Origin of the sequence: Elioraea tepidiphila DSM 17972, from assembly GCF_000378465.1 — a bacterium.
GTDB classification, from domain to species: Bacteria; Pseudomonadota; Alphaproteobacteria; order Acetobacterales; family Acetobacteraceae; genus Elioraea; species Elioraea tepidiphila.
The window spans coordinates 209,638-234,848 of sequence record NZ_KB899912.1 but is presented as its reverse complement, the minus strand read 5'-3'; the positions used below and the strand labels follow the sequence as shown (position 1 = coordinate 234,848).

Sequence of the window (25,211 nt, the reverse complement as noted above, 5' to 3'; positions counted from 1 at the left end):
CCTCGACGCGTTGGAGCGCCGTGGGCTCAGACCAGAGTTCCAGCGCGCCAAGCCGCGGGGGCGGCTGATGCCGGCGCACATCGCCCGCGGCAACGCGACCCGCGCCCGGGTGCGCAGCCTGGTCGAGCACGTCTTCGCCACCGAGAAGCGCCGCATGGGCCTGGTCGTGCGCAGCGTCGGCCTGGTCCGCGCAACCGCGCGGATCACGCTCGCCAACCTCGCCTACAACATGCGCCGCCTGGTCTGGATCGAGGGGAGAGCCGCGCCCGCTTGATCGGGCATGGCGTCGGAAAAAACCCCGTAGCCTGCGCCGCAGAGCCCCGCAGAGCCTCGAAACCGGCACACTCGCAAGCGCGGCCGCCCCCAACGACCCTCAGCAGCATCCAGCCGGCCCGTTATTCGAGGTGTCCGCGGGGTTTGCGCGCCGGCGCTGTGTCGGCCATCCTCCGCGGCACAAGACGTCAACAGGGAGGACCATTCATGCTGAACCGCCGCCATCTGCTCGCCGCGCCCGTCGCACTCGCCGCCGCGCCGCTCGCGCGTCCGGCGATCGCGCAGGCCTGGCCCGCGCGCACCGTGCGCATCATCGTGCCCTGGCCGCCGGCGGGCTCCACCGACGTGCTCGTGCGCTTCTACGCCGAGCGGCTGCAAGCCATGCTCGGCCAGACCTTCGTGGTGGAGAACCGGCCCGGCGCGGGCGGCAATATCGGTGTCGATGCGGTCTCGAAATCAGCCCCCGACGGCTACACGATCGGCATCGCCTCGGTCGGGCATCTGTCGATCAACGAGTTCCTCTATGCGCGGCTGGCCTACGATCCGCACGCGCTGAAGCTGGTCGGCGTGGCATGGGAGCTGCCGAACTGCGCGGTCGTTCCAGCCGAGCACAACCCCTCGCGCACGCTCCAGGAGTTCATCGGCTGGGCGAAGGCGAAGCCGGACGGAATCACCTACGGCTCGCCCGGTGTGGGCACGACGCCGCACCTCTCCGGCGCGCTGTTCTGTGCCCGGGTCGGCATCCAGGGGACGCATGTGCCGTTCCGCGGCGCGGCGCAGGCGATCCCGGTCATGCTGGGCGGGCAGCTCGACTTCGCGCTCGACAATCTGACCAGCTACGTCCCGGTGATCCGTGAGGGACGGATGCGCGCGCTCGCCGTCACCTCGGCCGAGCGGGTGCCGACCATGGCGGAGGTGCCGACCATGGCCGAGGCCGGCGTTCCCGACTTCGTCGTCACCTCCTGGCAGAGCTTCTTCTTCCCGCCCGGCACGCCCGACGCGCCGATCCAGCGCATGAGCGCGGCGCTGAAGGAGATCAGCGAGGAGGAGGCGATGCGCAAGCGCTTCCTCGATGCCGGCGCCTCCATGGCCTGGTCCACGCCCGAGGAGGCAGCCGCGCGCGCCGCGCGCGAGCGGCCGATGTGGCGCGAGGCGGTTCAGATCTCGGGCGCGCGGGTGGAATAGGCCGCGCCCATCGGGTGGAGGCGGGTGGCGGCCCGCTCCACCGATCGGATCAGTCGGCGCGGATTCCCGCCTTCTGGATCACCTCGGCCCAGCGTGCGCGGTCGGCGGCGATGGTGGCGCGGAACTCCTCGGGGCTGCCGACGATGATCTCCATGCCCGACTCGGCCATCCGGTCCTGGAACGATTTCTGCGCCGCGACCTGCCGCAGGGCCGCGTTCCAGCGCGCGACGAGGTCTGGCGGCATCCCGCCCGGTCCGGCGACGCCGAACCAGTTGCGTATCTCGAACCCCGGCACGGTCTCCTTGATCAGCGGCAGGCCGGGGAAGAGCGGGCTCGCGCGCGGCGCGCCGAACGCGATCGGGCGCAGTCCGCCGCCGCGGATCTGGCCGAGGAACTCGGGCATGTTGCCGAACATCATGTCGGTCCGTCCGGCGACGATGTCGACGATCGCCGGCGCGCCGCCGCGATACGGCACGTGCAGCATGTCGACGCCGGCGAGCTGCTTGAACAGCTCGCCCGACAGATGCTGGCTCGTGCCGTTGCCAGACGAGGCGTAGGTGAGCTTGCCGGGATTCTGCTTCGCGTAGGCGACGAGTTCAGGGATGGTGCGGAACGGCGCCTGCGGGCTCGCGACCAGGATGTTGTACACGTTCGCGACATTGGCGATCGGCGTCAGGTCGCGATCGACATCGAAGGGCATGCGCACGCCCGGCATCACCGGCTGCACCGCGTGCATCGCCATGATCGCCAGCACCACCGTGTGGCCGTCGGGCGGCGCCTTGGCGACGTAGTCGGCCGCGATCATGCCGGAGGCACCGGTACGGTTCTCGACGATCACGCGCTGGCCGAAGATCGGCGTCAGGTGCTCGGCGAGCAGGCGGCTCAACAGGTCGCAGGTGCCGCCCGCCGGGAAGCCGCAGACGAAGCGGATCTCGCGCTCGGGGAAGGTCGCGTGGACCGGTGCGACGAGCCCGGCCGCGAGGATGCCGGCCAACAGGATGCGTCTGATCATCGTTGTCCTCCCTTGCGTTGGTGGTTGCGGTCACACGTAGCCGGGTCCCTCGATCGCGGGATGGGCGGCGATGAAGGCTTCGTCCACCTCGAGGCCGATCCCCGGCGCGTCGAGCGGCAACACGGTGCCGTCGGCGCGGATCGACCAGGGCGCTGTCACCATCCGGTCGCGGAACAGGTTGTTGCGCGAGATGTCGGCCTCGAAGTAGCCGGCATTGTCGATCGCGGCCAGCAGATGGATCGAGGCCGCCTGGTTGATCCCGGTCATCGAGCTGTGCGGATGGATCGGCAGCTTCCAGGCCGAGGCCATGTGGGCGATGCGCATCGTTTCGGTAACGCCGCCGCATTTGGAGAGGTCAGGTTGCAGGATGGTCAGCACGCGATCCTCGATCAGGCGATGGAACTCGAAGCGCGTGTAGTGGTTTTCGCCGGCGGCGAGGGGAACGCGCGCGAAGGATTTCGCCTCGGCGTAGCTGCGGTGGTCGTGCGCCGGGAACGGCTCCTCGAGCCAGGCGACACCGAGCCGCTCCATCGCCGGCATGGCCGCGCGCGCATCGGCGACCGCGTAGCCGGTATTCGCATCCGTCAGGATCATGAGATCATCGCCGAATGCGCGCCGCACCGCCTCGATCCGCGCGATGTCGCGCGACGGCGCGTCACCCACGCGCAGCTTCACCGCGCGGTAGCCCGCCTCGACATGCGGCCGCACCTCCTCGACCAGCGCGACCGGATCCTGGTAGCCGAGCGCGACCCCGCCGGCATAGGCCGGCACGGGCTTCACCGCGCCGCCGAGCAGGCGGCAGAGCGGCATGCCGGCGGCCTTGCCGCGGATGTCCCAGAGCGCCATGTCGATCCCGCTCATCGCCATGGCCGTGGCGGCGCCCATCCCGTGGCTGCCGAGCTGGAACTTGTAGAGGCGCGCCCATACGCCGACGCAGTCGGCCGCGTCCATGCCCTGGATCAGAGCGCGCAGCGTGGTGTTGATCAGATGTGCGATCGCGCCGTGCGCCCGGCCGTGATGGCTCTCGCCCCAGCCGACGAGGCCTTCGTCGGTGACGACCTTCACCACTACCGCATCGCGCTTCACCGCGGTGCCGATGCCGAGGCTGACGCGTTCCTTCTCCGGCACTGGAAACGACACCGGCCACGCCTGCACCGAGGCGATCTTCATTTCTGTCACTCCTCCCTCAGGCGGTCTTGAAGCTCGTCAGCACATCGCGGTCGATCTCGATGCCGATGCCCTGCAGGTCGGGCACGCGGACGATCCCATCGCGCTGGACGATCGGCTCGAAGGCGAGGCGGTCGCGCAGCGGGTTGGGCGTCTGCTCGAACTCCAGCATCGGCGGGATCGGCCGCCAGGCGGGTGGCTGGTCGGGCAGCGCGGCCAGGAACTGCACGGTCGCGGCAAGGCCGATGGCGCTGCCCCAGGCATGCGGCACGCATTCCACGCCGTGCGCCGAGGCGAGCGTCGCGATCTTCAGGCACTCGCTGAACCCGCCGGCGGCGCAGAGATCGGGCTGGACGATGTCCATCGCCTTCTCGGCGACGATGTCTCGGAACCCCCAGCGGGTGAACTCGTTCTCGCCGCCCGCGACCGCCATGTCGAGCGCGCGCGTCACCTCGACATAGCCCTTGCGGTCCTCCGGGCTGATCGGCTCCTCGAACCAGAGGATGTCGTGCTTCTCGAGCATCCGCCCGAGCCGGATCGCGTTCGGCACGCTGAAGCAATGGTTTGCGTCCACCGCCAGCAGGATGTCGGGGCCGATCGTCTTGCGCACGGCGGCGACACGCGCCGCATCGGCCTTCAGGTCGCCCACGCCGATCTTCATCTTGATCGCGCGGAAGCCCTGCGCCGCGTAGGCGCTCGCTTCCTCGACCGCCTCCTCGACCAGGCGGTCGGGATCGATGAAGTAGAGGCCCGTGGCATAGGCGAGCAGTTCGGTGCGATGCGCACCACCGATCAGCTTGTGGATGGGCTTGCCGAGCGCGCGGCCGATCACGTCCCAGAGCGCGATGTCGATCCCCGAGATGCCGGCGACCGACAATCCCGTCAGGCCGTAATCCTTCACCCGGTTGTAGAGGTCCTCCCAGACCGCGCCCACGTCGAAGGGATCGCGGCCGATCACGCGCGGGGCGAGCATGGTGTCGACGACGGCCTTCAGCGCCGCCGCCGGGCCGTAGCATTCGCCCCAGCCGACCACGCCCTCGTCGGTCTCGACCTCGACCAGGCAGGAGGCGCGTGTGGTGTACAGCCAGCCGCGCGCCGAGGTGAACGGCCGCTCGACCTTGCACGAGACGATATGCGTCCGGACCGCCGTGACCTTCACGGGGCTGTGTCCGTTCCGCCGCGGTTCGGCACCTGCCTCATCGCCGACCTCCCTGCCATCGCGCCATGACGGTGCGGCCGGTCTGCGCCGACCCTTTCGGCAGCGTGCCATCCTGCGCCCCGGCCGGTCAATCGACCGCGCCGGTGCAGGGAGCGCTCAGGGCCGGCGCAGCATCCGTCGCACGGCCTCTGCCTCCGCGCTGTCGGGGAGGCCGATGTCGCGCAGCAGATGCGGGTCGAGCCGCGCCAGGGCGCTGAGCGTCCGCCGCTCGACGTAGCGCCGGTGCAGCGCGTCGAGCAGTCGCCTCAAGGCCTCGAGCGCCGCGCGCGGCCGGGCGACGGCCAGGATCTGGACGGTCATGTTTCGCTGTTCCTCGGCACGCCGTGTCGGGCGGCGTGCGGTCGGACGGAGCATGACGGCGGCACGTTTCCATGCCATGTCCGGTCACCAGCGATCACGTTGCTCTTGTTTCAGCCGCGCCGCATCCTGCCACGTCGTGCAGGATCGCCTTGAAGCCCGCCCACACCCCGGCTACACGGCATACCCAAACAGGAACAGAACGATGCCGGACAAGCCCAGTGTCATCGTCGTCGACGACGAGCCTGATCTGCGCGAGGCGGTGTCCGACTATCTCGGCCAGCACGGCTTCGCCGTGCGCGCGGTGGGCGACGGTACGGCGTTCCGCGCCGCGGTCGGCCAGAGCCCGCCCGACATCGCCCTGCTCGACATCAGCCTGCCGGGCGAGGACGGGCTGTCGCTCGCGCGCTTCCTGCGCGGCGCGCAGGGCCAGACCGTCGGCATCATCATGGTCACCGCCGCCGGCGAGGTGGTCGATCGCGTCGTCGGCCTGGAGATCGGCGCCGACGACTATGTGGCCAAGCCCTTCGATCTGCGCGAGCTGCTCGCGCGTGTGCGCGCGACCTATCGCAAGGTGGAGGCGGCACGCGCCGCGGTCGTGCTTCCGGCCAAACCCGCCGAGCGCATTCCCTTCGGTGCCCTCACCGTCGACATCGCCGCGCGCAAGGTGCTCGACGAGGGCGGCGAGCCGATCGACCTGACCGCCATGGAATTCGATCTCGTGCTCGCCTTCGCCGAGCGGCCCGGACGCGTGCTGACACGCGCACAGCTCCTCGACATCGCCCACCCGGGCGGCAGCGACCCGTTCGACCGCTCGATCGACGTGCGCATCACGCGTCTGCGCCGCAAGATCGAGCGCAACGCCGCCGCGCCGACGCTGATCCGCACCGTGCGGGGTGCCGGCTACGTGTACGATGGCTGAGCACGACGTTTCGGCAGCGTCCGCGCTGCCGGAGATGAACGAGACGCTGTTCCGCAGCGTGCTCGACCGGACCCTGGCCCGCATCGCCTTCCTCGACCGCGACCGGATCCACCGCTACGTCAACCCGGAATACGCCTCGTTCATCGGCCTGCCGATCGAGGCGATCCTCGGCCGATCCGTCGCCGAGGTGCTCGGCGCGGCGGCGGCTGCCCAGCTTGGGCCGTTGGGTCGGCGGGCGCTCGCGGGCGAGACCGTGCGCTGGCTCGGCTGGCTCAGCTATCCGGGCGAACGGCGGCGCTATGTCGAGCGCGTCTATCATCCGGTGCCGGGGCCGGACGGGACGATCTGCGGCTATTTCACGATCGTCCGCGACTTCACCGACCTCAAGCGCCGCGAGGAGGAGCTCGCGCGCCGCACCGCCCAGCTCGAGGCGATCCTCGGCCACATCGCCGAGGGCGTGAACATCGTCGATGCCGAGGGACGCGTGGTGCTCGCGAACGAGGGGTTCCTCAGGATGTACGGCTATCCGACGGAACTCGGGGTACCTGGCACGCCGCTCGCTGCGTTCGTGCGCTACCGGCTGAACCAGGGCGCCTACTACGCGCACGAGAACCCGGCCGAGGACCGCGAGGCCCTGGTCGAGAGCCGGGTGGCGGCGCTGATGTCCGCCGGGAACGAGACGGTCGAGGAACAGCGCCCCGACGGCCGGACCTTCGAGGTGCGTCGCCGCCGCCTGCCGGATGGCGGACTGCTCTCGACCTATACCGACGTCACCGCGGTGCGCGAGGCCGAGCGCGAGGTGCGCGCGCAGCGCGAGGCCGTGCGTCAGTCGGAACGACTGTCCGCGCTCGGCTCCTTGCTGGCCGGGGTCGCGCACGAGCTGAACAACCCGCTCTCGATCGTGGTCGCCCATGCGACCCTGCTCGAGGACATGGCCGGCTCCGATCCGGCGCTCGTCGCGCGGACGCAGAAGATCCGCAGCGCGGCCGACCGCTGCGCGCGGATCGTGCAGACCTTTCTCGGCCTCGCCCGCCGCCGCCCGCCCGAGCGCAAACCGCTGCGCATCGTCGAGGTGGTCGAGGCCGCGTTCGATCTGGTGGGCTACACCCTGCGCAGCGCCGGCGTGACGATCACGCGGGATCTGCCGGCCGACCTGCCCCCGATCTCGGCCGATGCCGACCAGCTCGTGCAGGTGATGATCAACCTGCTGACCAATGCGCATCAGGCGCTGCTGACGCGGGCGCATCCGCGTCTGCTCGCGATCAGCGGGCACGCGCGCGAGGACGGAGGCATTGTCCTGACCGTTGCCGACAACGGCCCTGGGGTCCCGCCCGAGGTGCGCGAGCGCGTGTTCGACCCCTTCTTCACGACCAAGCCCGAGGGCGTGGGCACCGGCGTCGGGCTCTCGCTCTGCCGCAGCATCGTGACCGCGCATGGCGGCGTGATCGCGCTCGCGGAGACGCCGGGCGGCGGCGCGACGATCCGGATCGTGCTGCCGCCGGGTCCTCGCGCGCCCGAGGCGGCATCCGACCAGACGGAACGGCCCGCGCTGGTGGCGCGACGGCTGCGCAGCGCCCTGGTGGTCGACGACGAGCCCGAGGTCGGCGCCGTGCTCGCCGAGATCCTGCGCACCGACGGCATGCTGGTCGACACCGCGTCCGACGGCGCGGGCGCGCAGGCGATGCTGGCCGAGCGCGCGGTCGATCTGATCGTCACCGATCTGCGCATGCCCGGCGTGGACGGCATGGCGCTGCACCGCTGGCTCGTCGAGACGCGCCCGGAGCTCGCTAGGCGCGTGGTCTTTGTCACCGGCGACCGGATCACCACCGCGATCGACATCGCCCTGCGCGAGACCGGCCGGCCGGTGCTCGCCAAGCCGTTCACGCCTGCCGATGTGCGTCGCGTCGTCCGCGAGGTCGTGGACGAAGGTTGAGCGGCGTCAGGCCGCCGTCTTCCACATTCGCCGGTAGCGCAGGTCCGCGCCGTCGAGTGCTGCGACCGCCATCTCGTTCGCGACATAACCGAGCCGCTGGTAGAAACTGACGGCATTCAGCGCCGCCGGCACGAGGATCCGCCGCCGTCCGGCGGCCGCGATCAGCGCCTCGACGGCGCCGACCAGCCGCGCCCCGAGCCCGCGCCCATGAAGGTCCGGATGCACGAACACGGCGCGCACGGCCGCCGCCTGGTCAGGCTCGTCGAGCGGCTCCCAGCCGGCGCCGCCGGCCAGCCGGGCACCGATCTCGGCGACCAGATAGCGCCCGGACGCGACCAGCTCCTGCATCCCCGCCGCCGGCAGGCGCGCCCAGGCGTCGCGCGCCTCGGCGCTGTAGGTGCGCGGGTTGATGGCAGCGATCGCGGCGCGCTGGAACGCGAGGATGCCCTTGAGGTCATCGGCACGCGCCGGGCGAATGAGACGGTTGTCGGTCATGGCGGCGATCTCCTGCAATGTCGCGCCCGGGAACATCGCGGCCCTCCGTTTCATCGGGATTTCGCGGATCCGCGTCTTCGATTGCAGTCGTGTCCGATCCCGTGAGGCGTGGATTGCTCGCGCCCCGGTGGCCGGATAGGGTGCCCGAAACACATCGCTCTCCCCAGGAGGTCCTCCCATGTCCACGTCCCGCAGGTCGCTGCTCGCGGCTGCCGCGTTGCTGCCCGCTGCGCTCACACTTCGCCCAGCGGTCGCACAGCAGCGCTTCGAGTCGATCTTCATGTTCATCCCCGCCGGCCCGGGCGGCGGGTGGGACGGCACGGGCCGGGCGATCGAGCAGGCGGCGCGCGCGGCCGGACTCGTCGGCAGCTTCCAGTTCGAGAATGTGGGCGGCGCGGGCGGCATGGTGGGCCTACCGCGCTTCGTGAACCAGCGGCGCAACCAGCCAAATGCCCTGATGGTTGGCGGCAGCGTGATGGTCGGCGCCGGCATCACCAACAAGAGCCCGATCACGATCGCCAATGTGCAGCCCATCGCCCGCCTGACGGAGGAGGCGGGCGTGATCGTGGTGCCCGCCACCTCGGACATCCGGACATGGCAAGACCTCGAGGCGAAGCTGAAGGCCAACCCGGGCGGCGTACCGGTCGGCGGCGGCTCGGCCGGCGGTACCGACCACATCCTGCTCGGACTGATCCTTAAGGCGCTCGGCCGCAACCCGCGCGAGGCGTCCTACGTCGCCTTCGCCGGCGGCGGGCCGGCGAACGCTGCCATCCTGGGCGGCCAGGTCAGCGCCGGGATCAGCGGCTACTCCGAGTTCGCCGAGCAGATCAAGGCGGGGCGGATGCGCGCGCTCGCGACGAGCGGCGAACGGCGCATCGAGGGCACGGACATCCCGACGCTGAAGGAACTGGGGCTGGACGTCACGGCCGCGAACTGGCGCGGCGTGTTCGCCGGGCCCGGCATCACCGCCGCGCAGCGCCAGGCGCTGATCGATCTCATGGTTGCCGTGCACGCCACGCCGCAATGGAAGGAGACCCTGCGCGCGCGCGTCTGGGCGGACGCCTTCCTCACCGGCGATGCGTTCGCCGAATATCTCAAGCGCGACATCACCGCGACCGAGAGCGTTCTCAAGGATCTCGGGCTGGCCTGACGGCCGTGCGCTCCCGTCCCAGGGCAGGCGAGGTTGCGGTCGCCGGCTGCCTGGTCGCGCTCGCGGTGCTGTCGATCTGGCAGACCGCGGTCATCCCGGTCTCGCCGATCTACGCCCGCGTGGGCCCGACGCTGTTCCCATGGATCGCGTCGGCGGGTCTCCTGGCGTTGTCGCTGGTCCTGCTGGCGCAGGCCTTGCGCGGCGGGTTCGCGGGTGTCGGGGCTCAGCTCCCGGTCGACTGGGGCAGCCTCGCGTGGGTGGCGGCCGGGCTTGCCGCGAATGTCGCCTTCATCGGCACGCTCGGCTTCGTCTTCGCCGCAACCGCGATGTTCGTCTGCGTTGCCCGGGGGTTCGGCAGCACCCGTCCCGGTCGCGACGCGCTGATCGGCGCGGTCGTGGCGCTGACGTCGTATCTCGGCTTCGAGAAGCTGCTCGGCGTGAACATCGGCGCCGGCATTCTGGAGGGGATCATCTAACCGCGATGGAAACGCTGACGGCGCTGGCCGGCGGCTTCGCGACCGCGCTCACGCCGACGCATCTGCTGTTCGCCTTCGCAGGCTGCTTCCTCGGCACCGCGGTTGGTGTCCTGCCGGGGATTGGTCCCGCCCTGACGGTTGCACTTCTGCTGCCGATCACCTTCCAGGTGCCGGCGACCTCAGCCTTCATCCTGTTCGCCGGCGTCTATTACGGTGCGATGTATGGCGGCTCGACCACGTCGATCCTGCTCAACACGCCGGGCGAGAGCGCAACCATCATCACGGCGCTGGAGGGGTTCCAGATGGCGCGGCGCGGCCGCGCGGGACCGGCGCTTGCGACGGCTGCGATCGGCAGCTTCGTCGCCGGCACGATCGCGACGATTGCGCTGACCTTCTTCGCGCCGATCGTGGTCGAGCTCGCGCTGCGGCTCGGGCCGGCGGAGTATTTCAGCCTGATGGTGATCGCCTTCGTCGCGGTCTCGTCTGTGCTGGGCGCTTCGGTTCTGCGCGGGCTGACGACGCTGTTCCTGGGCCTCTTGCTGGGGGTCGTGGGGGTGGACCTGCAGACCGGCCAGCCGCGCTTCACCTTCGGCATGATCGAGTTCCTCGACGGGATCGAGGTGACGATCGTCGCGGTCGGGCTGTTCGCGGTGGCGGAGACGCTGCACCTCGCGACGCGGCGCAAGCACGGCGAGGACGAGATCCTGCCGCTCTCCGGCTCGCTTTGGCTCTCGCGCGAGGACTGGGCGCGCTCCTGGAAGCCCTGGCTCCGTGGCGCCTGCATCGGCTTCCCGTTCGGTGCGATCCCGGCGGGCGGATCGGAACTGCCGACCTTCCTGTCCTACTTCATGGAGAAGAAGCTCTCGCGTCAGCCGCAGCAATTCGGCCAGGGTGCGATCGAGGGCGTGGCCGGGCCCGAGGCCGCCAACAACGCCGCCGCTGCCGGCGTTCTCATGCCGATGCTCACCCTTGGCCTGCCGACCAGCGTCACGGCCGCGATCATGCTGTCGGCATTCCAATCCTACGGCATCCAGCCGGGGCCGCTCCTGTTCGTGAACCAGGCCGAGCTGATCTGGGGCCTGATCGCCAGCCTCTATGTCGGCAACCTGATGCTGCTGGTGCTGAACCTGCCGCTGATCGGGCTTTGGGTGAGGATCCTGAAGATCCCGCAACCGCAACTCTATGCCGGCATCCTGGTGTTCGCGACGATCGGCGCGTACGGCGTGTCGAACTCGGTGATCGACCTGTTGGTGATGTATGCGGTCGGGGTGGTCGGAATGCTGATGAAGCGCTACGACTTTCCGGTGGCGCCCGCCGTGATTGGCATGATCCTCGGGCCTCTTGCCGAACAGGCATTCCGTCAGGCGTTGACGATCAGCCAGGGCGACTGGACGACCTTCGTGACGCGCCCGATCTCTGCGGTCTTTCTGACCATCGCGTTGGCGCTCGCCGGCGGGCCCGCGGTCTGGCGGGCGGTTGTCATGACCCGCCGGGCGTCTGCCTGATCCTCGCCACGTTCGCGCGGCAGACCCTGCGCTGATGTGGTTTCGCCGCCTCGCCTACCTCGCTCTCGTGCTGGCCTGCTGCGCGATCCCGCTCGCGCTGCTGTGGCGCGCGCTCGGCGCCGGCGGCTGGACCGTCGCCGAGGCGCTGATCTGGGTCCTCGCCGCCGCGGTCAGCCCCTGGATCGCGACGCTCGGCGGCTCGGCGATCGTCGGCTTCGCCGTGCTCATGGCCGGGCGCGACCCGTTGCGCGTGGTCTGGCCCGATGCGCGCTTCGATCCCGACGCGACGTTGACGCTGCGCACCGCGCTTTTGGTCTGTATCCGCAACGAGGACACCGAAGCGGTGCTCGCGCGCGTCGGGCCGCTGCTCGCGGCCCTCGATGCGCGCGGCGTGGGGGATCGCTTCGCCCTGTTCGTGCTTTCCGACACGCAGGATCGGGATCTCGCGGCGACGGAGGCCGAGGCGGTCGAGGCGTTCCGTGCCGGCCTCGCGCACCCGCAGCGTCTGCACTACCGCCGGCGCGAGTCCAACGAGGGCTTCAAGGCCGGCAACGTGATGGAGTTCGTGCAGAACCGCAGCGCCGGCTTCGAGGCGATGATCACCCTCGATGCCGACAGCGTCATGACGGCCGAGTGCGTGCTCAGGCTCGCGCGCCTGATGCAGCAGAACCCGACCGTGGCGCTGATCCAGACCCTGATCGTCGCGCAGCCGACCGCTGCCGTGTTCCCGCGGCTCTTTCAGTTCGGCATGCGCCACGGGATGCGCGCTTACGCCGCCGGGATCGCCTGGTGGCAGGGGCCGGACGGGCCGTACTGGGGCCACAACGCCATCATCCGCATCGCCCCGTTCCGCGACCACGCGGAGCTTCCCGTGCTGCCGAACGGAGCGCGCATCCTCAGCCACGACCAGGTGGAGGCGGCGCTGCTGCGCGGCGCCGGGTGGGAGGTGCGGCTCGATCCCCTGGAGCAGGGCTCCTACGAGGCGAACCCGCCCAGCTTGCTCGAGTTCATGCGCCGCGATGTGCGCTGGATGGCGGGCAATCTCCAGTATTTCGCGCTGCTGCGCCTGCCCGTGTTCTCGTGGATGGGCCGCATCCAGCTCGTCCTCGCCATCCTGCTGTTCCTCTGGTCGCCGATCGTGGCGGCGATGGCGGTGGCTGCGTTGGTCAACGCGCTCGATGCCGATCCGCGCGCGGTGGTCGATGCCGGCTCGGGGGTCGCGGCGACCATCCTGTTCGCCCTGCTGTTCTTCGCGCCGAAGCTGCTGGGCGCGCTCGAGGTGGCGCTCAAGCCGGCGGCGCGCGCGGCCTGGGGCGGTGGGGGGCGCTTCGCCGCGGGGGTCGCGGTCGAGTTCGTGTTCTATCTGCTTCTGGTGCCGATCTCGGCGCTGAACCAGACGGTGGAGATGGCGGCGATGGCGCTCGGGCGGCGCGTCGGCTGGGCGCCGCAGCGGCGCGAGGACCGCCGCGTGCCGGTGGGCGTCGCGCTCCGCGCGCTGTGGTGGCACACGCTTGCGGGCGTGGCCCTGCTCGTGGGTTTCGCGCTCGCCGGCTGGACCGCGTTCCTCTGGGCGCTGCCGCTGCTCGCAGGGGCGGTGCTGGCGGCGCCCTATTGCGTGCTCACCGCCGACCCCGCCCTCGGTGTGCGCCTGGTGCGCGCAGGGATCGGCGCGATCCCCGAGGAGCACGACCCCGCCTCGCCCTTCCCGAAACTGCTCAGCCCGCAAGCGCGCGCGGCGTGAGGCTCGCGTAGATGTCGCCGCTGTTGGCCTCGATCGGCAGCCCCTCGATCCAGGCGCGCATCGTTGCCGCACCGACCGCGCCGGGCAGGGCGAAGCGCAGGCTCTCGCCGAGCGAGGCATTGAAGTCGCGATAGCCGAGCGCGGCGAGACGGGCGAGCGCCGCCTGCGCGACGTCGCGCTGGATCGTGGTGAACTCGAAGCTGAGCGCCGCCACCGGCCGATGCAGCCCGGCCAGCACCTCCGCCTCCAGCCCCTCGACATCGATCTTGATGAAGTCCGGCGTGCCGTGGCGGTCGACCAGCGCAGCAAGGGTCGTCCCTTGCACGGCGAGGCGGCGCGTCCAGCGCTGGCCCTGCCAGCCCGGGGCGTCCGCGGCCGCGCGCAGGAACGCGGCGGAGGCCGTGCTCACAGTCGGGTTGGCGTCGTTCACATGCAGCACGACCCGACCCGGCCGGGCGCCCACCGCCTGCGGGACAAGGGTGACGGCCGGATCCGTGCCGAAACGGCGGCGCAGGAAGCGCGCGAGCACGGGCTGCGGCTCCACCGCGACGACGCGCGCGCCGAGCCGGCGGAAACAGGCGGTACGGTCGCCGACATGCGCGCCGACATCGAAGGCGAGGCTCGCCGGACGGACGAAGCGGCGGTACCAGCGATCGAGTGCCGCGCGCCGCTGCGCGTTCCCCCAGTAGATCGCGACCGAGCGCGCGATCGCGGCCGGCGTCGTCACCGGAACGTGAGCGCCGCCCCGCCGGCCTCGGCAGGCGGCACCAGGAACCCGTCCGCGGTCTCGCGCCCGGCCGCGCCGGCGATGCGCCGGATCGCGGCTCCGCCGTCATCGGTGCGGATCGTCACCCCCGCGATGAAGGGCAGGCTGGGGGCGACCACGCCCGGATAGGGCTCGCCCGAGGTGAAGCGGACCCTGCCCCGCGGCAGCGAGATCACGAGCCCGTCCGCGACGGGGGTCGCCGCGACGCCGACAAGCCGCGCGAAGCGGTCGGCCGAGGCGGCCGGGTCGGCGACCACCAAGGCGACCTCCTCCAGCGCGACGGCATGGTTCGGATGATCGAGGAGGTGCGGTTGCCAAAGGAGTTCGGGCGTGAGGTGGCGGATCAACTGGATGCGCCCCTCCGGTGCTTCCGGCATCGGCAGCCGGGCGAAGCGCGCGGTCGCGGTCCCGCCCTGGGCCTCGATCGGGCGTTCCAGCCACGCCACGCCCGGGATCGCGATGCCGGCCTCGCGCAGCCGCGCGAGTTCCGCCTCCGGATCCTCGATCTCGAAGGCGATGATGTGCAGACCGTGATAGCGCGCGAGGAACCGGTCGAGCGTGTTGGAGGGCAGGGCCGGATCGATCAGCGCGATCAGTTCGAGATAGCCCTCGCGCAGCATCGCGCAGTGGTTGCCGGTGCCGATCGGCCGGACGACGAGATCGGATCCCGGCGCATGGTGCTGGGCCCGCGGCGTCAGGCGGAACCCGAGCCGCTCATAGGCGATGCGAAGCGCGTCGAGATCGGGGCCGGCGATGCCGACATGGTCGAGGGCGGAGGCGCTCATGCCGGCACCGTGAAGTACTTGGGGGTTTTCCAGGCGTCGGGCTCGGCCGCGGCCTCGGCGAACCAGCGCCGCATCAGCGGGTGCGCCTGCACCGCCTCGACATAGGCCCAGGACTCCGCGGCGAGCTCGGGGCGCCAGGTGGTGAAGCGCGTGGTCACCGGGGCGTACATCGCGTCAGCCAGCGTGAAGTCGGCGCCGAACAGATACGGCCCGCCCTCGCCGAAGCGCATGCGGGTGTCGCGCCAGAGCGCCTCGATGCGGGCGATGTCGGCCAGGGCCTCGGGCGTGCGCTGCCTGCCCGCGGCGCGGGCGGCGAAGGCGGGATCGATGTTCATCCACATCGCGCTCCGCAGGCCGCGGAACCCGGCATGCATCTCGGCGGCGATCGCGCGCGCATGCGCCCGCGCGCGGCGCTCGGTCGGCCACAGCCCGGGGGCCAGCTCGGCGCAGTACTCGGCGATCGCGATGCTCTCCCACACCAGCGCCCCCTTGTGCGCGAGGCACGGCACGGTGCCGCCGGGCGAGACCGCGCGGATGCGCGCCGCCGAGTCGGGCTGGTCGAGACCGATCACCATCTCCGCGACATCGAGCCCGGCCAGATGCACCGCGAGCCAGCCGCGCAGCGACCACGACGACAGCATCTTCGTGCCGATCCAGAGCGTTCCGTCTGCCATCCACCTGTTCCCACGTTGAGCGACGCGGCGGACGGTGCCACGCTCGCGCCATGTCCGCCATCCCGCCCCCGCCGGAGGACAGGCTCGGCGCCTTCGTCCCCGGGCTCGATTGCCGCCGTCCGCCGACCGGCGATGGCCCGCTCGCGGGGCTGACGCTCGCGGTGAAGGACCTGTTCGATATCGAGGGCGCGCCGACCGCGGGCTCCACGCCGGACTGGCCAAGCGCGCGCGCGCCCGCGAAGTCCGATGCCTGGGCGGTGGCGGCGCTGCGCGCGGCCGGCGCGGCGGTGATCGGCAAGACCATCACCGACGAGGTGAGCCGCGGCCTGATGGGGGAGAACCGCCACTACGGCATCCCGGTGAATCCGCGCGCGCCGGGCCGCGTGCCGGGCGGGTCGTCGTCCGGCTCGGCCGCCGCGGTGGCCGGCGGCCTCGCCGACATCGCCCTCGGCACGGACACCGGCGGGTCGCTGCGCGTGCCCGCCTCGTTCTGCGGCCTCTACGGCATGCGGCCGAGTGTGGGCGCGATCCCGATGGACGGTGTGATCCCGCAATCGCCGCTGTTCGACACGGTCGGCTGGTTCGCGCGCGATGCCGCCACCTTCGCGCGCGTGGGCGAGGTGCTCCTGCGCCGCCCGCCCGCCGCACACCCGCCGGCGCGGCTGCTGATCGCCGAGGATGCCTTCGCCTTCGCCGACGGTGCGGTCGCCGCCGCGCTGCGGGCGCCGCTCGAGCGCATCGCCGCGGCGATCGGACGGGTCGAGCGGATCGACGTCGCGCCCGAGGGGCTGGGGCCGCTGTTCGCCAATCACGGCACGCTGCAGGCGCGCGAGGCCTACGACACCTTCGCGCCCTGGCTCGATGCCGAGAACCCGCGTCTCGCCTGGGAGGTGGCCGCCGGGTTTGCCGGCGGTGCGGCGATCGCGCGCGACCGGCGCGGCCCGGCGATGGAGCGCCGCCGCCGTCATGCCGCGCGGCTTGCCACGCTGTGCGGCGCGGACGGCGTGATCGCGATCCCGACCACGCCGTTCCCGGCGCCACCGCGCGACCTGCCGCGCCGGCTCATGTGGCCGCTCAGGACGCGCGCCGGCACACTCACCTGCATCGCGGGCTCCGCGCAGGCGCCGCAGGTGAGCCTGCCGCTCGCCGAGGTGGACGGCCTGCCGGTCGGGCTCTCGCTGATCGCCGCGCCGGGCAACGACGCCCTGCTGCTGCGCGCGGCGCTCGCCTTCGGTTGAGGCGCTTGCCCGGCCGGAACGCCGGTGCCACCTTGCCCCGCCTCGGCCAAGGAGGGCCCCGATGAACGTCACGCTCCGCCCGAACAATCTCGACGCCTTCTGGATGCCCTACACGGCGAACCGCGCCTACAAGGCGACGCCGCGCCTCCTCGCGCGGGCCGAGGGCGTGCACTACTACACGCCCGAGGGCCGCGAGGTGCTCGACGGCACGGCCGGGCTCTGGTGCGTCAACGCCGGTCATGGCCGCCGCGAGATCGCCGAGGCGATCAAGCGCCAGGCCGACGAGATGGACTTCGCGCCCACCTTCCAGATGGGCCACCCGATCGCCTTCGAGGCGGCCGCCGTGCTGGCCGAGTTCCTGCCCGACGGGATCGACCGGGTGTTCTGGACCAACTCCGGCAGCGAGGCGGCCGATACCGCGCTGAAGATGGCGCTCGCCTATCACCGCGCGCGCGGCGAGGGGCAGCGCGTGCGCCTGATCGGGCGCGAGCGCGGCTATCACGGCTGCGGCTTCGGCGGCATGAGCGTGGGCGGCATCGTCGCCAATCGCCGCCAGTTCGGCGCGCAGCTGCCGTTCGTCGATCACCTGCCCCACACCCACGCGCCCCAGCATCAGGCGTTCAGCCGCGGCGAGCCCGAGTGGGGGGCGCATCTCGCGGATGCGCTGGAGGACCTCGTCAAGCTGCACGGCGACACCATCGCCGCCGTGATCGTCGAGCCGGTCGCGGGCTCCACCGGCGTGCTGGTGCCACCCAAGGGGTATCTCAGGCGGCTGCGCGAGCTCTGCACGAAGCACGGTATCCTGCTGATCTTCGACGAGGTGATCACGGGCTTCTCGCGCCTGGGCTCGGGCTTCGCCGCTGACCATTTCGGCGTCGTGCCGGACATCATGACCATGGCGAAGGGGCTGACCAACGCCGCCGTGCCGATGGGCGCGGTCGCCTGCGCCGACGCGGTGTACGACACGGTGGTGAACGGCGTGCCGGGCGGGATCGAGTTCTTCCACGGCTACACCTATTCCGGCCATCCGCTCGCCTGCGCGGCCGCGATCGCGGCGATCCGCATCCACCGCGAGGAGGATCTCGCCGGGCGCGTGCGCGACCTTCAGCCCTATTGGCAGGAGGCGGTGCACGGCCTCGGCGGCTCCACGGGCGTGGTGGATGTGCGTGACATCGGCCTGATCGCCGGCATCGAGCTCCAGCCGCGCGAGGGCCGCCCGACCGAGCGCGCGATGAAGGTGTTCCATCGCTGCTTCGACGACGGGCTGCTGGTGCGCGTCACCGGCGACATCGTGGCACTCTCGCCGCCGCTGACGATCGAGCGGGCGCATGTCGATCGGATCACCGAGACGCTCGACCGGGCGATCCGCGCGGAGCCGGCCTGAGCGCCGTCCGCCGGCGCGCCGCATGACCGCGCTGCTCCGCTCCTTCACCGATGCGCTGTGGCGCTGGCGGCTGGGCGTGCTCGTGCTGGCGCTGCTGGCGGGTTTCGCCGCCTTCGGCCTGAACGTGTACCGCGAGCGCGCGGTCCAGCCCCTGATCCTGCGGGCGATGGACCTCGCCCCGCGTCTGACGACGCATCTCTGGCTTGCGCAGGCGCAACTGCACGCCACCGCGCTCGAGACGCGCGCGGGGGGCCCGCCCGCCGTGTTGCGCCAGCGCTACGAGGCGTTCGTCACCACCATCCAGTCGCTGCAGAGCGGCGAGGGCCGCGCCCTGCTGAGCGACCTGCCACGCTTCGGCGCCACGCTCGACCGCCTGCTGGCCTTCCAGGCGCGCGTCGATGACCGGATCGGCCCGTCGGTCGACATGCCGGCCTCGATCGCGACCGACATGCCGCCCGCGGCCGTCGAGGAGATGCTGAACCTGCTGCCGCAACTGCGCGAACCGCTCTCCGAACTCGCGGCCTCGGCCGCGGCCGCCCAGCGCCTCGAGATCGTGCGGCTGACACGCGTGGTCCGGATCGCGGATCGGCTGCAGCTGGTCGCCGCCGGTCTAGCCCTTGCGCTCGTGCTGCTGCTCGCCGCGGCGATGGCGGCGCATCGTCGGCAGGCACTGCTGCCCCAGGCCATCCCGCCTCCGGCGTCCGTCCCGTCAGCGCCTTCCGCGCGCATCGGTCCGGCGATGCTGGCGGCGATGGCGCGCGACGTCGCCGCACCGCTGCACCGCATCGCCGGCACGTTCGGTCTGATCCTGGAACAGCCAGGGCTCGAATCGTCGCATCTCCGTGCCGTGCGGGCGGCCCGCGATGCGGCCGACGACATGCTCGCGACCACCGAGGTCGTGCTCGACGCCGCCGCCCTCGCGGACGGCCGCGCGGCCCCCGCCGAGGTGCCGTTCGCGGCCGAGGATGCGCTCGCCCGGGCGATCCGCGGGCTGGAGGGCCGGATCGCCGAGATGGGCGGGCGCGTGATGCTCTCGCGCGATCCGTCCGTGCCGGCGAACTGGGTCGGCGACGGGGCGCGTCTGGCCACGCTGGTGCGCATGCTGGTGCTGCGCTGCCTGCCGCTCCGTCCGGGGGGCGCGCTCCTGCTGCGGGTCACCCAGGAGGCGGGGGGGCTCGGCATCGAGGTCGGCGATCCGGCCGCCGCGACGATGGCTGTCGAGGCGTTCGAGCCGGTCGATCTGCGCGAGGTCTGGCCGGGCGAGGATCTCGCCGAGGGCCTGGCCGCGGCCGCGGCCTACACGGAGGCGCTGGGCGGGCGGATGCTGCGGCTGCGCGCCGGCGGCGGGCGGAGCGAGACCATCCGCTGCTTCCTGCCCTTCCTGCCTGCCGCCGCGGAGGCGACGGAGCGCGCCGCGCGGGCCGCGATCGTATCCAACCCGCTGCACGTGCTCGCGGTGGATGATGTGCCGACCAACCGTCGGCTGATCGCGGCGATGCTCGAACGGCACGGCCACAGCTGCGATGTCGCCGCCGACGCGCGCGAGGCGCTGCGCATGATCCGCGCCACCAGCTACGACGCGGTGCTGATGGACATCCAGATGCCGGCGATCGACGGCCTGGAGGCGACGCGCATGATCCGCGCCCTGCCGCCGCCCGCCGGCCAGGTGCCGGTGATCGCCGTGACGGCGCATGTGCTGCCCGAACAGCGCGCGGCGTTCCTCGCGGCTGGCATGGCGGCGGTGATCGAGAAGCCGGTCGCCACCAGCGAGCTGCTCGCCGCGCTGGCGCGTGCCCTGCCGGGCCGGCGCGGGCCTCTCGCCCCCCGCGACGACGAGAAGGAGCCGGTGATCGATCAGCAGACGCTCGCGCTGGTGCGCTCGACGCTGGCGCCGGCCGATTTCGGTCGCCTGGTCGAACGCCAGATCGGTGCCGGCGCGGCGGCGATGGCACGGGCGGAGTCGGCCGCCGCACAGGGCGACATGGTCGCTTTCGAAGAGGCGCTGCGCGACCTCGCCGGCGCCTATGAGGGGCTGGGCGCGAACCGGGTGGCGGCTACCGCCGCCGCGGTGATCGAGCGCCGGGCGGATCTTGACGCCCTGCGCCGGACGGTGGGCGAGGCGGCGGCACAGCTCCGCCGGCGCCGCGCCGAGGCGCCCGTGCGCTGAGCGCGCGGCTCGCGCGCGTCTGATCGGCTTCGGGCCTTGTCGGTCCGCCGTGGGGACCCTTATCGCCGTCCAGCAGGCCGCCGCCTGCATCCCGACCCGAGGAGACCCGATCGTGCCCGCGACGCGCGACACGGCGATGCTGCTCGAACGCCTTGCGAGTCGCTGGGCCGACACCCCCGCGGTGACGGTCGGGGCGATCCTGTCGGGCCTCGGCTCGGGCGGATTCGCGCTTGCGATCCTGTTGTTTGCGCTGCCCAACGGCATCCCCGGTCCGCCGCTGCCGGGGATGTCCACCGCACTCGGCCTGCCGATCGCCCTGCTCGCCGCGCAGCTCATGCTCGGCGCGCGCCGACCGCAACTCCCGCAGCTGCTCGCGCGGCGCAGCATTCCCGGAGCCGCCCTGGCGCTCACGCTCGCCAAGGCTGCCCCGGTCTTCCGGCGCATCGGTAGCGTCGTGCGCCCGCGGCTCGTGGCGCTGACCGGCCGATGGGGCCGCCGGGCCGCAGGCGCCCTCGCCGTTCTGCTCGCGCTCGCGCTCGCTCTGCCGATCCCGTTCGGCAATCTGCCGCCGGCCTGGGCGCTGATCCTGCTTGCCCTGGCGATGCTGCAGCGCGACGGCGTCGTCATGCTCGCGGCCCTCGGCCTGGGCGTCGCCGCCCTGGCCTGGAACGCGACCGTGGTCTGGGCACTGCTCGCCGCCGGCGAGGCCGCCCTGTATGTCCCACGGGGCTGGATGCCCGAATGGTTGGCCGGGTCGCCTGGCTGACCCTATATCCTGATACCTTGCAGACCTGTCCCCCAAAGGGAGACCTCGACCCCATGCCGACCAATGCCGGCACCGATCCGGCCGCGCCCGTCCCCGTCACCGTGCTGACCGGCTATCTCGGCGCCGGCAAGACCACGCTGCTGAACCGCATCCTGTCGGAGCAGCACGGCAAGCGCATCGCCGTCGTGATCAACGAGTTCGGCGAGCTCGGCGTGGACAACGACCTCGTGATCGACGCCGACGAGGAAGTGTTCGAGATGAACAACGGCTGCATCTGCTGCACCGTGCGGGGCGACCTGATCCGCATTCTTGGCGGCCTGATGAAGCGGCGCGACCGCTTCGATTCCATCATCATCGAGACGACCGGACTCGCCGACCCAGCACCCGTGGCGCAGACCTTCTTCGTCGACGAGGACGTGCGGTCCAGGACGAGGCTCGACGCGATCGTCACCGTGGTGGACGCGAAGCACCTGCCGGCGCGGCTCGCGGACTCGCCCGAGGCCGAGGAGCAGATCGCCTTCGCCGACGTGATCGTGCTGAACAAGACCGACCTCGTGACCGCGGAGGAGCTGGCCGCCGTCGAGGACGCGATCCGCGCAATCAATCCCTACGCGACCATCCACCGCGCCGAGCGGGCCGCCGTGCCGCTGGACGCCGTGCTGGACCGCAACGCCTTCGACCTCAACCGAATCCTGGCGAACGAACCCGGCTTCCTCACCGAGACGGACCACGAGCACGACGAGCACGTCGCCTCGATCAGCGTCGCCATCCGCGGGGAGGTCGATCCCGAGAAGTTCAACGCCTGGATCACCGAGCTTCTGGCGCAGAAGGGGCCGGATCTGCTGCGCACCAAGGGGATCCTCGCCTACCCCGGCGAGGACCGCCGCTTCGCCTTCCAGGCCGTGCACATGATCGCCGACGGCGACTTCATCGGCCCCTGGAAGGATGGTGAGGAGCGCGTCTCGAAGATCGTCTTCATCGGCCGCAACCTGAGCCGGCCCGTGCTGCGCAAGGGCTTCGAGGCCTGCAAGGCGTGAGCGAGGAAAAAACAGGCGGGGGGGCAACGCTTGCCCCCCCGCTCCCCCCCGCAGCCAGCTTCCTGCTCGACACGCGCGGCACCACCCATGCGTTCGACGCCTTCGTCGTCGCAGCCGCGTTCGAGATCGACAGCCGTCTGGCGGCCTTCGCTCTCGGCGACGGCACTGTTCGCATCGCCCCACTCTCCGACCCGAAGACCGCCATCACCGTGGAAACCCACGAGGGCGCCTGTCTCGCGCTCTGTGCGGACGCGGTTTCGGGCGGGTTCCTCTCCGGCGGCGATGACGGCCAGCTCCGCCGTGTCGAGCCGGGGCGCGCACGCACGCTCGCAGCCTGGCCGGGCAAATGGGTCGAGCACGTGCTGGCCCACCCGGGCAAGGGCGCCTGGCGCGCCGCCGCGGCCGGCAAGGCCGTGCATCTGTTCGACGCCGCCGGCACCGCGCTGAAGACGCTCGCGCATCCGAGCTCCGCCACCGGCCTCGCCACCGACGCCAAGGGCCGCCGTCTCGCAGTCAGCCACTACAACGGCGCCTCGCTCTGGTTCGTCGCCGCCAAGGAGGACCGGCCGACCGCGCTGGCCTGGAAGGGCAGCCACACTGCGGTCGCGATGAGCCCGGACGCGCGCTACGTCGTCACCGCCATGCAGGAGAATGCGCTGCACGGCTGGCGCGTCGCCGACGGCGCGCATATGCGCATGAGCGGCTATCCGGCGAAGACGAAGTCGCTCGGTTTCACGGCGAAGGGGCGCTGGCTCGCCACCAGCGGCGCCGAGAGCATCGTCTGCTGGCCCTTCACCGGCGACGGGCCGATGGGCAAGACGCCCGAGGAACTCGCGGGCGGCGACTCCGTGCTGGTCACGCGCGTCGCCTGCCATCCCGAGCATGAGGTGATCGCCGCGGGCTTCGCCGACGGGCTCGTGCTGCTGACGGAGATCGCCTCGCGCAAGGTGCTGCCGGTCGCGGCACCCGGGAACGGGCCGGTGAGCGCGCTCGCCTGGAGCGCCGACGGCCGCTGGCTTGCGTTCGGTACCGAAACGGGCTTCGCCGCCCTGGTCGACTTCGCCCCCCGCTAGGAGAGACGCTCATGCACCTGATCGAGACCGCGCATCTCGCGATGCCCAAGCTCGGCTTCGGCACCTGGGCGCTGAAGGGGGCCGACTGCGCGCGCGCGGTCGCCGAGGCGATCGGGCTCGGCTATCGCCACATCGACACCGCCGAGATGTACGACAACGAGGAGGCGGTGGGGCAGGGCATCCGCGACAGCGGCATCGAACGCGAGCGGCTCTTCGTCACCACCAAGGTCTGGTGGACCAACCTCGCCGATCCCGCATCCGCGCTTGCCGCCAGCCTGAAGCGGATGCAGCTCGACTACGTCGATCTGTTCCTGATCCACTGGCCGAATCCGGCGATCCCGCTCGCGCGCACGCTCGCGGCGATGGAGGTGCTGAAGGAGCGCGGGCTCGCGCGTGCGATCGGTGTGGCGAACTTCCCCGCCGCGCTGCTCCAGGAGGCGGTGGCGACCGGAGCGCCGATCGCCTGCAACCAGATCGAGTATCACGTGATGCTGAGCCAGGAGCCGGTGCTGCGCGTCGCGCGCGCGCACGATATCGCGGTGACGGCCTATTCGCCGCTCGGCAAGGGCGGGCTCGCGGACGATCCTGTCCTGGCGGGGATCGCGCGCCGCCATGGCGCGACCGGCGCGCAGGTGGCGCTCGCCTGGCTGCTCGAGCAGGATCGTGTCGCCGCGATTCCGAAATCGGGCCGCGTCGAGAACATGCGCGCCAATCTCGCGGCACTCGATCTCCGGCTCACCACCGAGGACCGCGCCGCGATCGCCGCGTTGCCGAAGACCCGGCGCTTCGTGAACCCCGCCTGGTCTCCCGTGTGGGATCAGGCGGCCTGACGAAGCGTGCCGGAGGTCCTGCGGCCATGACCGGGCGGATCAACCGGGCGATCGCGCTGCTCGCCCAGGGCCAGGCGATCTACTACACCGGCCACCACACCGGACACGTGCTGACGGCCGAACAGGGCCGCGCGGATGCCGGCACCTGGGCCGACTACATCAATGTCGGCATGGAACATGGCGCCTTCGACATGACCGGCCTCGCGGCCTACATGCGGGGCCTGGTCGAGGGCGGTCCCACCCGCTCGGGGCATCGCACGCCCGCGGTGATCGTCGAGGCGCCGGTGAACGGTACGGACGGCGCCAATGTCCGGCACAACGCCTGGCAGTTCCGCCAGATCCTCGGCCGCGGCGTGCACGGGGTGCTGCTCTGCCAGGCGGAGTCGGCGGATGCCGTGCGGGCCTTCGTCGAGGCGTGCCGCTATCCGCATCAGACGCGCGGGGTCGATCCGGACCTGCCCTCGCCGCTGGAGCGCGCGCAGGGCGTCGTGCCCGGGCGTCCGGCGGCAGGTCTGCTGGGCCACGGCACGCGCGGGCGCGGCTCGGAGGCGTCGGCCGCGCCGATCTGGGGCGTCTCGGAGGAGGCGTATTTCCGCCTCTGCGATCCCTGGCCGCTCAACCCCGAGGGCGAGCTGCTGCTGGGCGTGAAGATCGAGAGCCCGGAGGGGGTCGCGCGCTGCGAGGAGATTCTCGCGGTACCCGGGCTTGGCTTTGCCGAGATGGGACCGGGCGATCTCGGCCTGTCGCTGCTCGGCCTGACGACGGTGCCGCGCGCGCCCTATCCGCCCGCGCTCGCCGAGGCGCGGGCACGGATCTTCGCCGCCTGCCGCGCGAACCGCGTGGCCTTCCTGGAGGCCTGCACGCCCGACACGATCGCGGAGCGGATCGATGAGGGCGTGCGCGTGATCGCCGGGGGGCTGGAGGAAACGGCGCGGGTCGGCCGCGCCCATCAGCGGCGCGCCATGCCGGTCTGATGCGTCATGGCGGGATCCAGGGGCGGCGGCACACGGGGTCGCGGCGGGTGGTGGAGCTGAGGGGAATCGAACCCCTGACCTCCTCATTGCGAACGAGGCGCTCTCCCATCTGAGCTACAGCCCCATCCCGCGAGGCCGGCGT

General features: G+C 71.8%; 24 protein-coding genes and 1 tRNA gene. 16 read left to right on the top strand and 9 right to left on the bottom strand.

Going from position 1 to position 25,211, the window contains the following annotated elements:
* Positions 1–274: transposase (locus F563_RS21520; protein WP_019013378.1), on the top strand; the 274-nt coding region annotated here is incomplete at its 5' end.
* A gap of 206 nt (positions 275–480) precedes the next feature.
* Positions 481–1,458: a Bug family tripartite tricarboxylate transporter substrate binding protein gene (locus F563_RS0104110; RefSeq protein WP_019013377.1), complete on the top strand. Its 978-nt coding sequence runs from the start codon at positions 481–483 to the stop codon at positions 1,456–1,458.
* 49 nt (positions 1,459–1,507) lie between these two features.
* Here the strand turns inward: F563_RS0104110 and F563_RS0104105 are convergent, their stop codons facing one another.
* From F563_RS0104105 to F563_RS0104090, 4 genes are all read right to left on the bottom strand, one after another.
* Entirely contained in the window at positions 1,508–2,470 is a 963-nt protein-coding gene (locus F563_RS0104105; RefSeq protein ID WP_019013376.1) for a Bug family tripartite tricarboxylate transporter substrate binding protein, read from the bottom strand.
* Positions 2,471–2,500: 30 nt separating this feature from the next.
* Positions 2,501–3,640, bottom strand: coding sequence for a mandelate racemase/muconate lactonizing enzyme family protein (locus F563_RS0104100; RefSeq protein ID WP_019013375.1), 1,140 nt, complete (start codon positions 3,638–3,640; stop codon positions 2,501–2,503).
* A 16-nt stretch (positions 3,641–3,656) separates the two neighbouring features.
* On the bottom strand, positions 3,657–4,796 hold the full coding sequence (locus F563_RS0104095) for a mandelate racemase/muconate lactonizing enzyme family protein (RefSeq protein WP_019013374.1): 1,140 nt from the start codon (positions 4,794–4,796) through the stop codon (positions 3,657–3,659).
* Positions 4,797–4,952: 156 nt separating this feature from the next.
* Positions 4,953–5,156 (bottom strand): YjiS-like domain-containing protein, encoded by a 204-nt coding sequence (locus F563_RS0104090; protein ID WP_019013373.1) that lies wholly within the window; start codon positions 5,154–5,156, stop codon positions 4,953–4,955.
* A 202-nt stretch (positions 5,157–5,358) separates the two neighbouring features.
* Here F563_RS0104090 and F563_RS0104085 point away from each other — a divergent pair, with 202 nt between their 5' ends.
* Complete coding sequence (locus F563_RS0104085) at positions 5,359–6,075, top strand: response regulator (RefSeq protein ID WP_019013372.1); 717 nt, start codon at positions 5,359–5,361, stop codon at positions 6,073–6,075.
* Positions 6,068–8,008 carry a hybrid sensor histidine kinase/response regulator gene (locus F563_RS23760; RefSeq protein ID WP_019013371.1) on the top strand — a complete coding sequence of 647 codons (1,941 nt, stop codon included), beginning with the start codon at positions 6,068–6,070 and terminating at the stop codon, positions 8,006–8,008. Before F563_RS0104085 ends, F563_RS23760 begins: the two co-directional genes overlap by 8 nt.
* A gap of 6 nt (positions 8,009–8,014) precedes the next feature.
* Here the strand turns inward: F563_RS23760 and F563_RS25080 are convergent, their stop codons facing one another.
* On the bottom strand, positions 8,015–8,503 hold the full coding sequence (locus tag F563_RS25080; RefSeq protein ID WP_162140565.1) for a GNAT family N-acetyltransferase: 489 nt from the start codon (positions 8,501–8,503) through the stop codon (positions 8,015–8,017).
* Positions 8,504–8,681: 178 nt separating this feature from the next.
* On the opposite strand from F563_RS25080, the gene F563_RS0104070 reads away from it, so the two are divergent.
* The 4 genes from F563_RS0104070 to mdoH are packed head-to-tail and all read left to right on the top strand — an operon-like array spanning position 8,682 to position 13,375.
* Positions 8,682–9,653: a tripartite tricarboxylate transporter substrate binding protein gene (locus F563_RS0104070; protein ID WP_019013369.1), complete on the top strand. Its 972-nt coding sequence runs from the start codon at positions 8,682–8,684 to the stop codon at positions 9,651–9,653.
* A 5-nt stretch (positions 9,654–9,658) separates the two neighbouring features.
* Positions 9,659–10,129, top strand: coding sequence for a tripartite tricarboxylate transporter TctB family protein (locus F563_RS0104065; RefSeq protein WP_019013368.1), 471 nt, complete (start codon positions 9,659–9,661; stop codon positions 10,127–10,129).
* Positions 10,130–10,134: 5 nt separating this feature from the next.
* Positions 10,135–11,634, top strand: a complete 1,500-nt coding sequence (locus F563_RS0104060; RefSeq protein WP_019013367.1) for a tripartite tricarboxylate transporter permease — start codon at positions 10,135–10,137, stop codon at positions 11,632–11,634.
* Positions 11,627–13,375, top strand: coding sequence for a glucans biosynthesis glucosyltransferase MdoH (gene mdoH, locus F563_RS0104055; RefSeq protein WP_342662321.1), 1,749 nt, complete (start codon positions 11,627–11,629; stop codon positions 13,373–13,375). The genes F563_RS0104060 and mdoH overlap by 8 nt, the downstream gene beginning before the upstream one ends.
* On the opposite strand, the gene F563_RS0104050 is transcribed toward mdoH, so the two are convergent.
* From F563_RS0104050 to F563_RS0104040, 3 genes are read right to left on the bottom strand one after another with little or no spacing between them, the layout of a single operon-like run.
* Positions 13,350–14,102: an FkbM family methyltransferase gene (locus tag F563_RS0104050; RefSeq protein WP_019013365.1), complete on the bottom strand. Its 753-nt coding sequence runs from the start codon at positions 14,100–14,102 to the stop codon at positions 13,350–13,352. The two genes, mdoH and F563_RS0104050, sit on opposite strands and share 26 nt — an antisense overlap.
* Positions 14,099–14,926, bottom strand: a complete 828-nt coding sequence (locus F563_RS21505) for a VOC family protein (RefSeq protein ID WP_019013364.1) — start codon at positions 14,924–14,926, stop codon at positions 14,099–14,101. The genes F563_RS0104050 and F563_RS21505 overlap by 4 nt, the downstream gene beginning before the upstream one ends.
* Positions 14,923–15,600 carry a glutathione S-transferase family protein gene (locus tag F563_RS0104040; RefSeq protein ID WP_019013363.1) on the bottom strand — a complete coding sequence of 226 codons (678 nt, stop codon included), beginning with the start codon at positions 15,598–15,600 and terminating at the stop codon, positions 14,923–14,925. Before F563_RS0104040 ends, F563_RS21505 begins: the two co-directional genes overlap by 4 nt.
* Positions 15,601–15,650: 50 nt before the next feature.
* On the opposite strand from F563_RS0104040, the gene F563_RS21500 reads away from it, so the two are divergent.
* From F563_RS21500 to F563_RS23750, 8 genes are all read left to right on the top strand, one after another.
* Positions 15,651–16,838, top strand: coding sequence for an amidase (locus F563_RS21500; RefSeq protein WP_019013362.1), 1,188 nt, complete (start codon positions 15,651–15,653; stop codon positions 16,836–16,838).
* A gap of 61 nt (positions 16,839–16,899) precedes the next feature.
* Complete coding sequence (gene aptA, locus F563_RS0104030) at positions 16,900–18,222, top strand: omega-aminotransferase AptA (RefSeq protein ID WP_019013361.1); 1,323 nt, start codon at positions 16,900–16,902, stop codon at positions 18,220–18,222.
* A 22-nt stretch (positions 18,223–18,244) separates the two neighbouring features.
* Positions 18,245–20,389 (top strand): response regulator, encoded by a 2,145-nt coding sequence (locus tag F563_RS0104025; RefSeq protein ID WP_019013360.1) that lies wholly within the window; start codon positions 18,245–18,247, stop codon positions 20,387–20,389.
* A 112-nt stretch (positions 20,390–20,501) separates the two neighbouring features.
* Entirely contained in the window at positions 20,502–21,155 is a 654-nt protein-coding gene (locus tag F563_RS21495; protein ID WP_019013359.1) for an exopolysaccharide biosynthesis protein, read from the top strand.
* Positions 21,156–21,208: 53 nt separating this feature from the next.
* Positions 21,209–22,192, top strand: coding sequence for a CobW family GTP-binding protein (locus F563_RS0104015; RefSeq protein ID WP_019013358.1), 984 nt, complete (start codon positions 21,209–21,211; stop codon positions 22,190–22,192).
* A complete protein-coding gene (locus F563_RS0104010) occupies positions 22,189–23,265 on the top strand; it encodes a WD40 repeat domain-containing protein (RefSeq protein WP_019013357.1) in 1,077 nt (358 codons plus the stop codon). The genes F563_RS0104015 and F563_RS0104010 overlap by 4 nt, the downstream gene beginning before the upstream one ends.
* An 11-nt stretch (positions 23,266–23,276) precedes the next feature.
* A complete protein-coding gene (locus F563_RS0104005; protein WP_019013356.1) occupies positions 23,277–24,095 on the top strand; it encodes an aldo/keto reductase in 819 nt (272 codons plus the stop codon).
* Between the two features lie 26 nt (positions 24,096–24,121).
* Positions 24,122–25,069, top strand: a complete 948-nt coding sequence (locus F563_RS23750; RefSeq protein ID WP_019013355.1) for an aldolase/citrate lyase family protein — start codon at positions 24,122–24,124, stop codon at positions 25,067–25,069.
* A 48-nt stretch (positions 25,070–25,117) separates the two neighbouring features.
* Here F563_RS23750 and F563_RS0103995 read toward each other — a convergent pair.
* Positions 25,118–25,193 (bottom strand) — tRNA-Ala (locus F563_RS0103995).
* Positions 25,194–25,211: the final 18 nt, after the last annotated feature.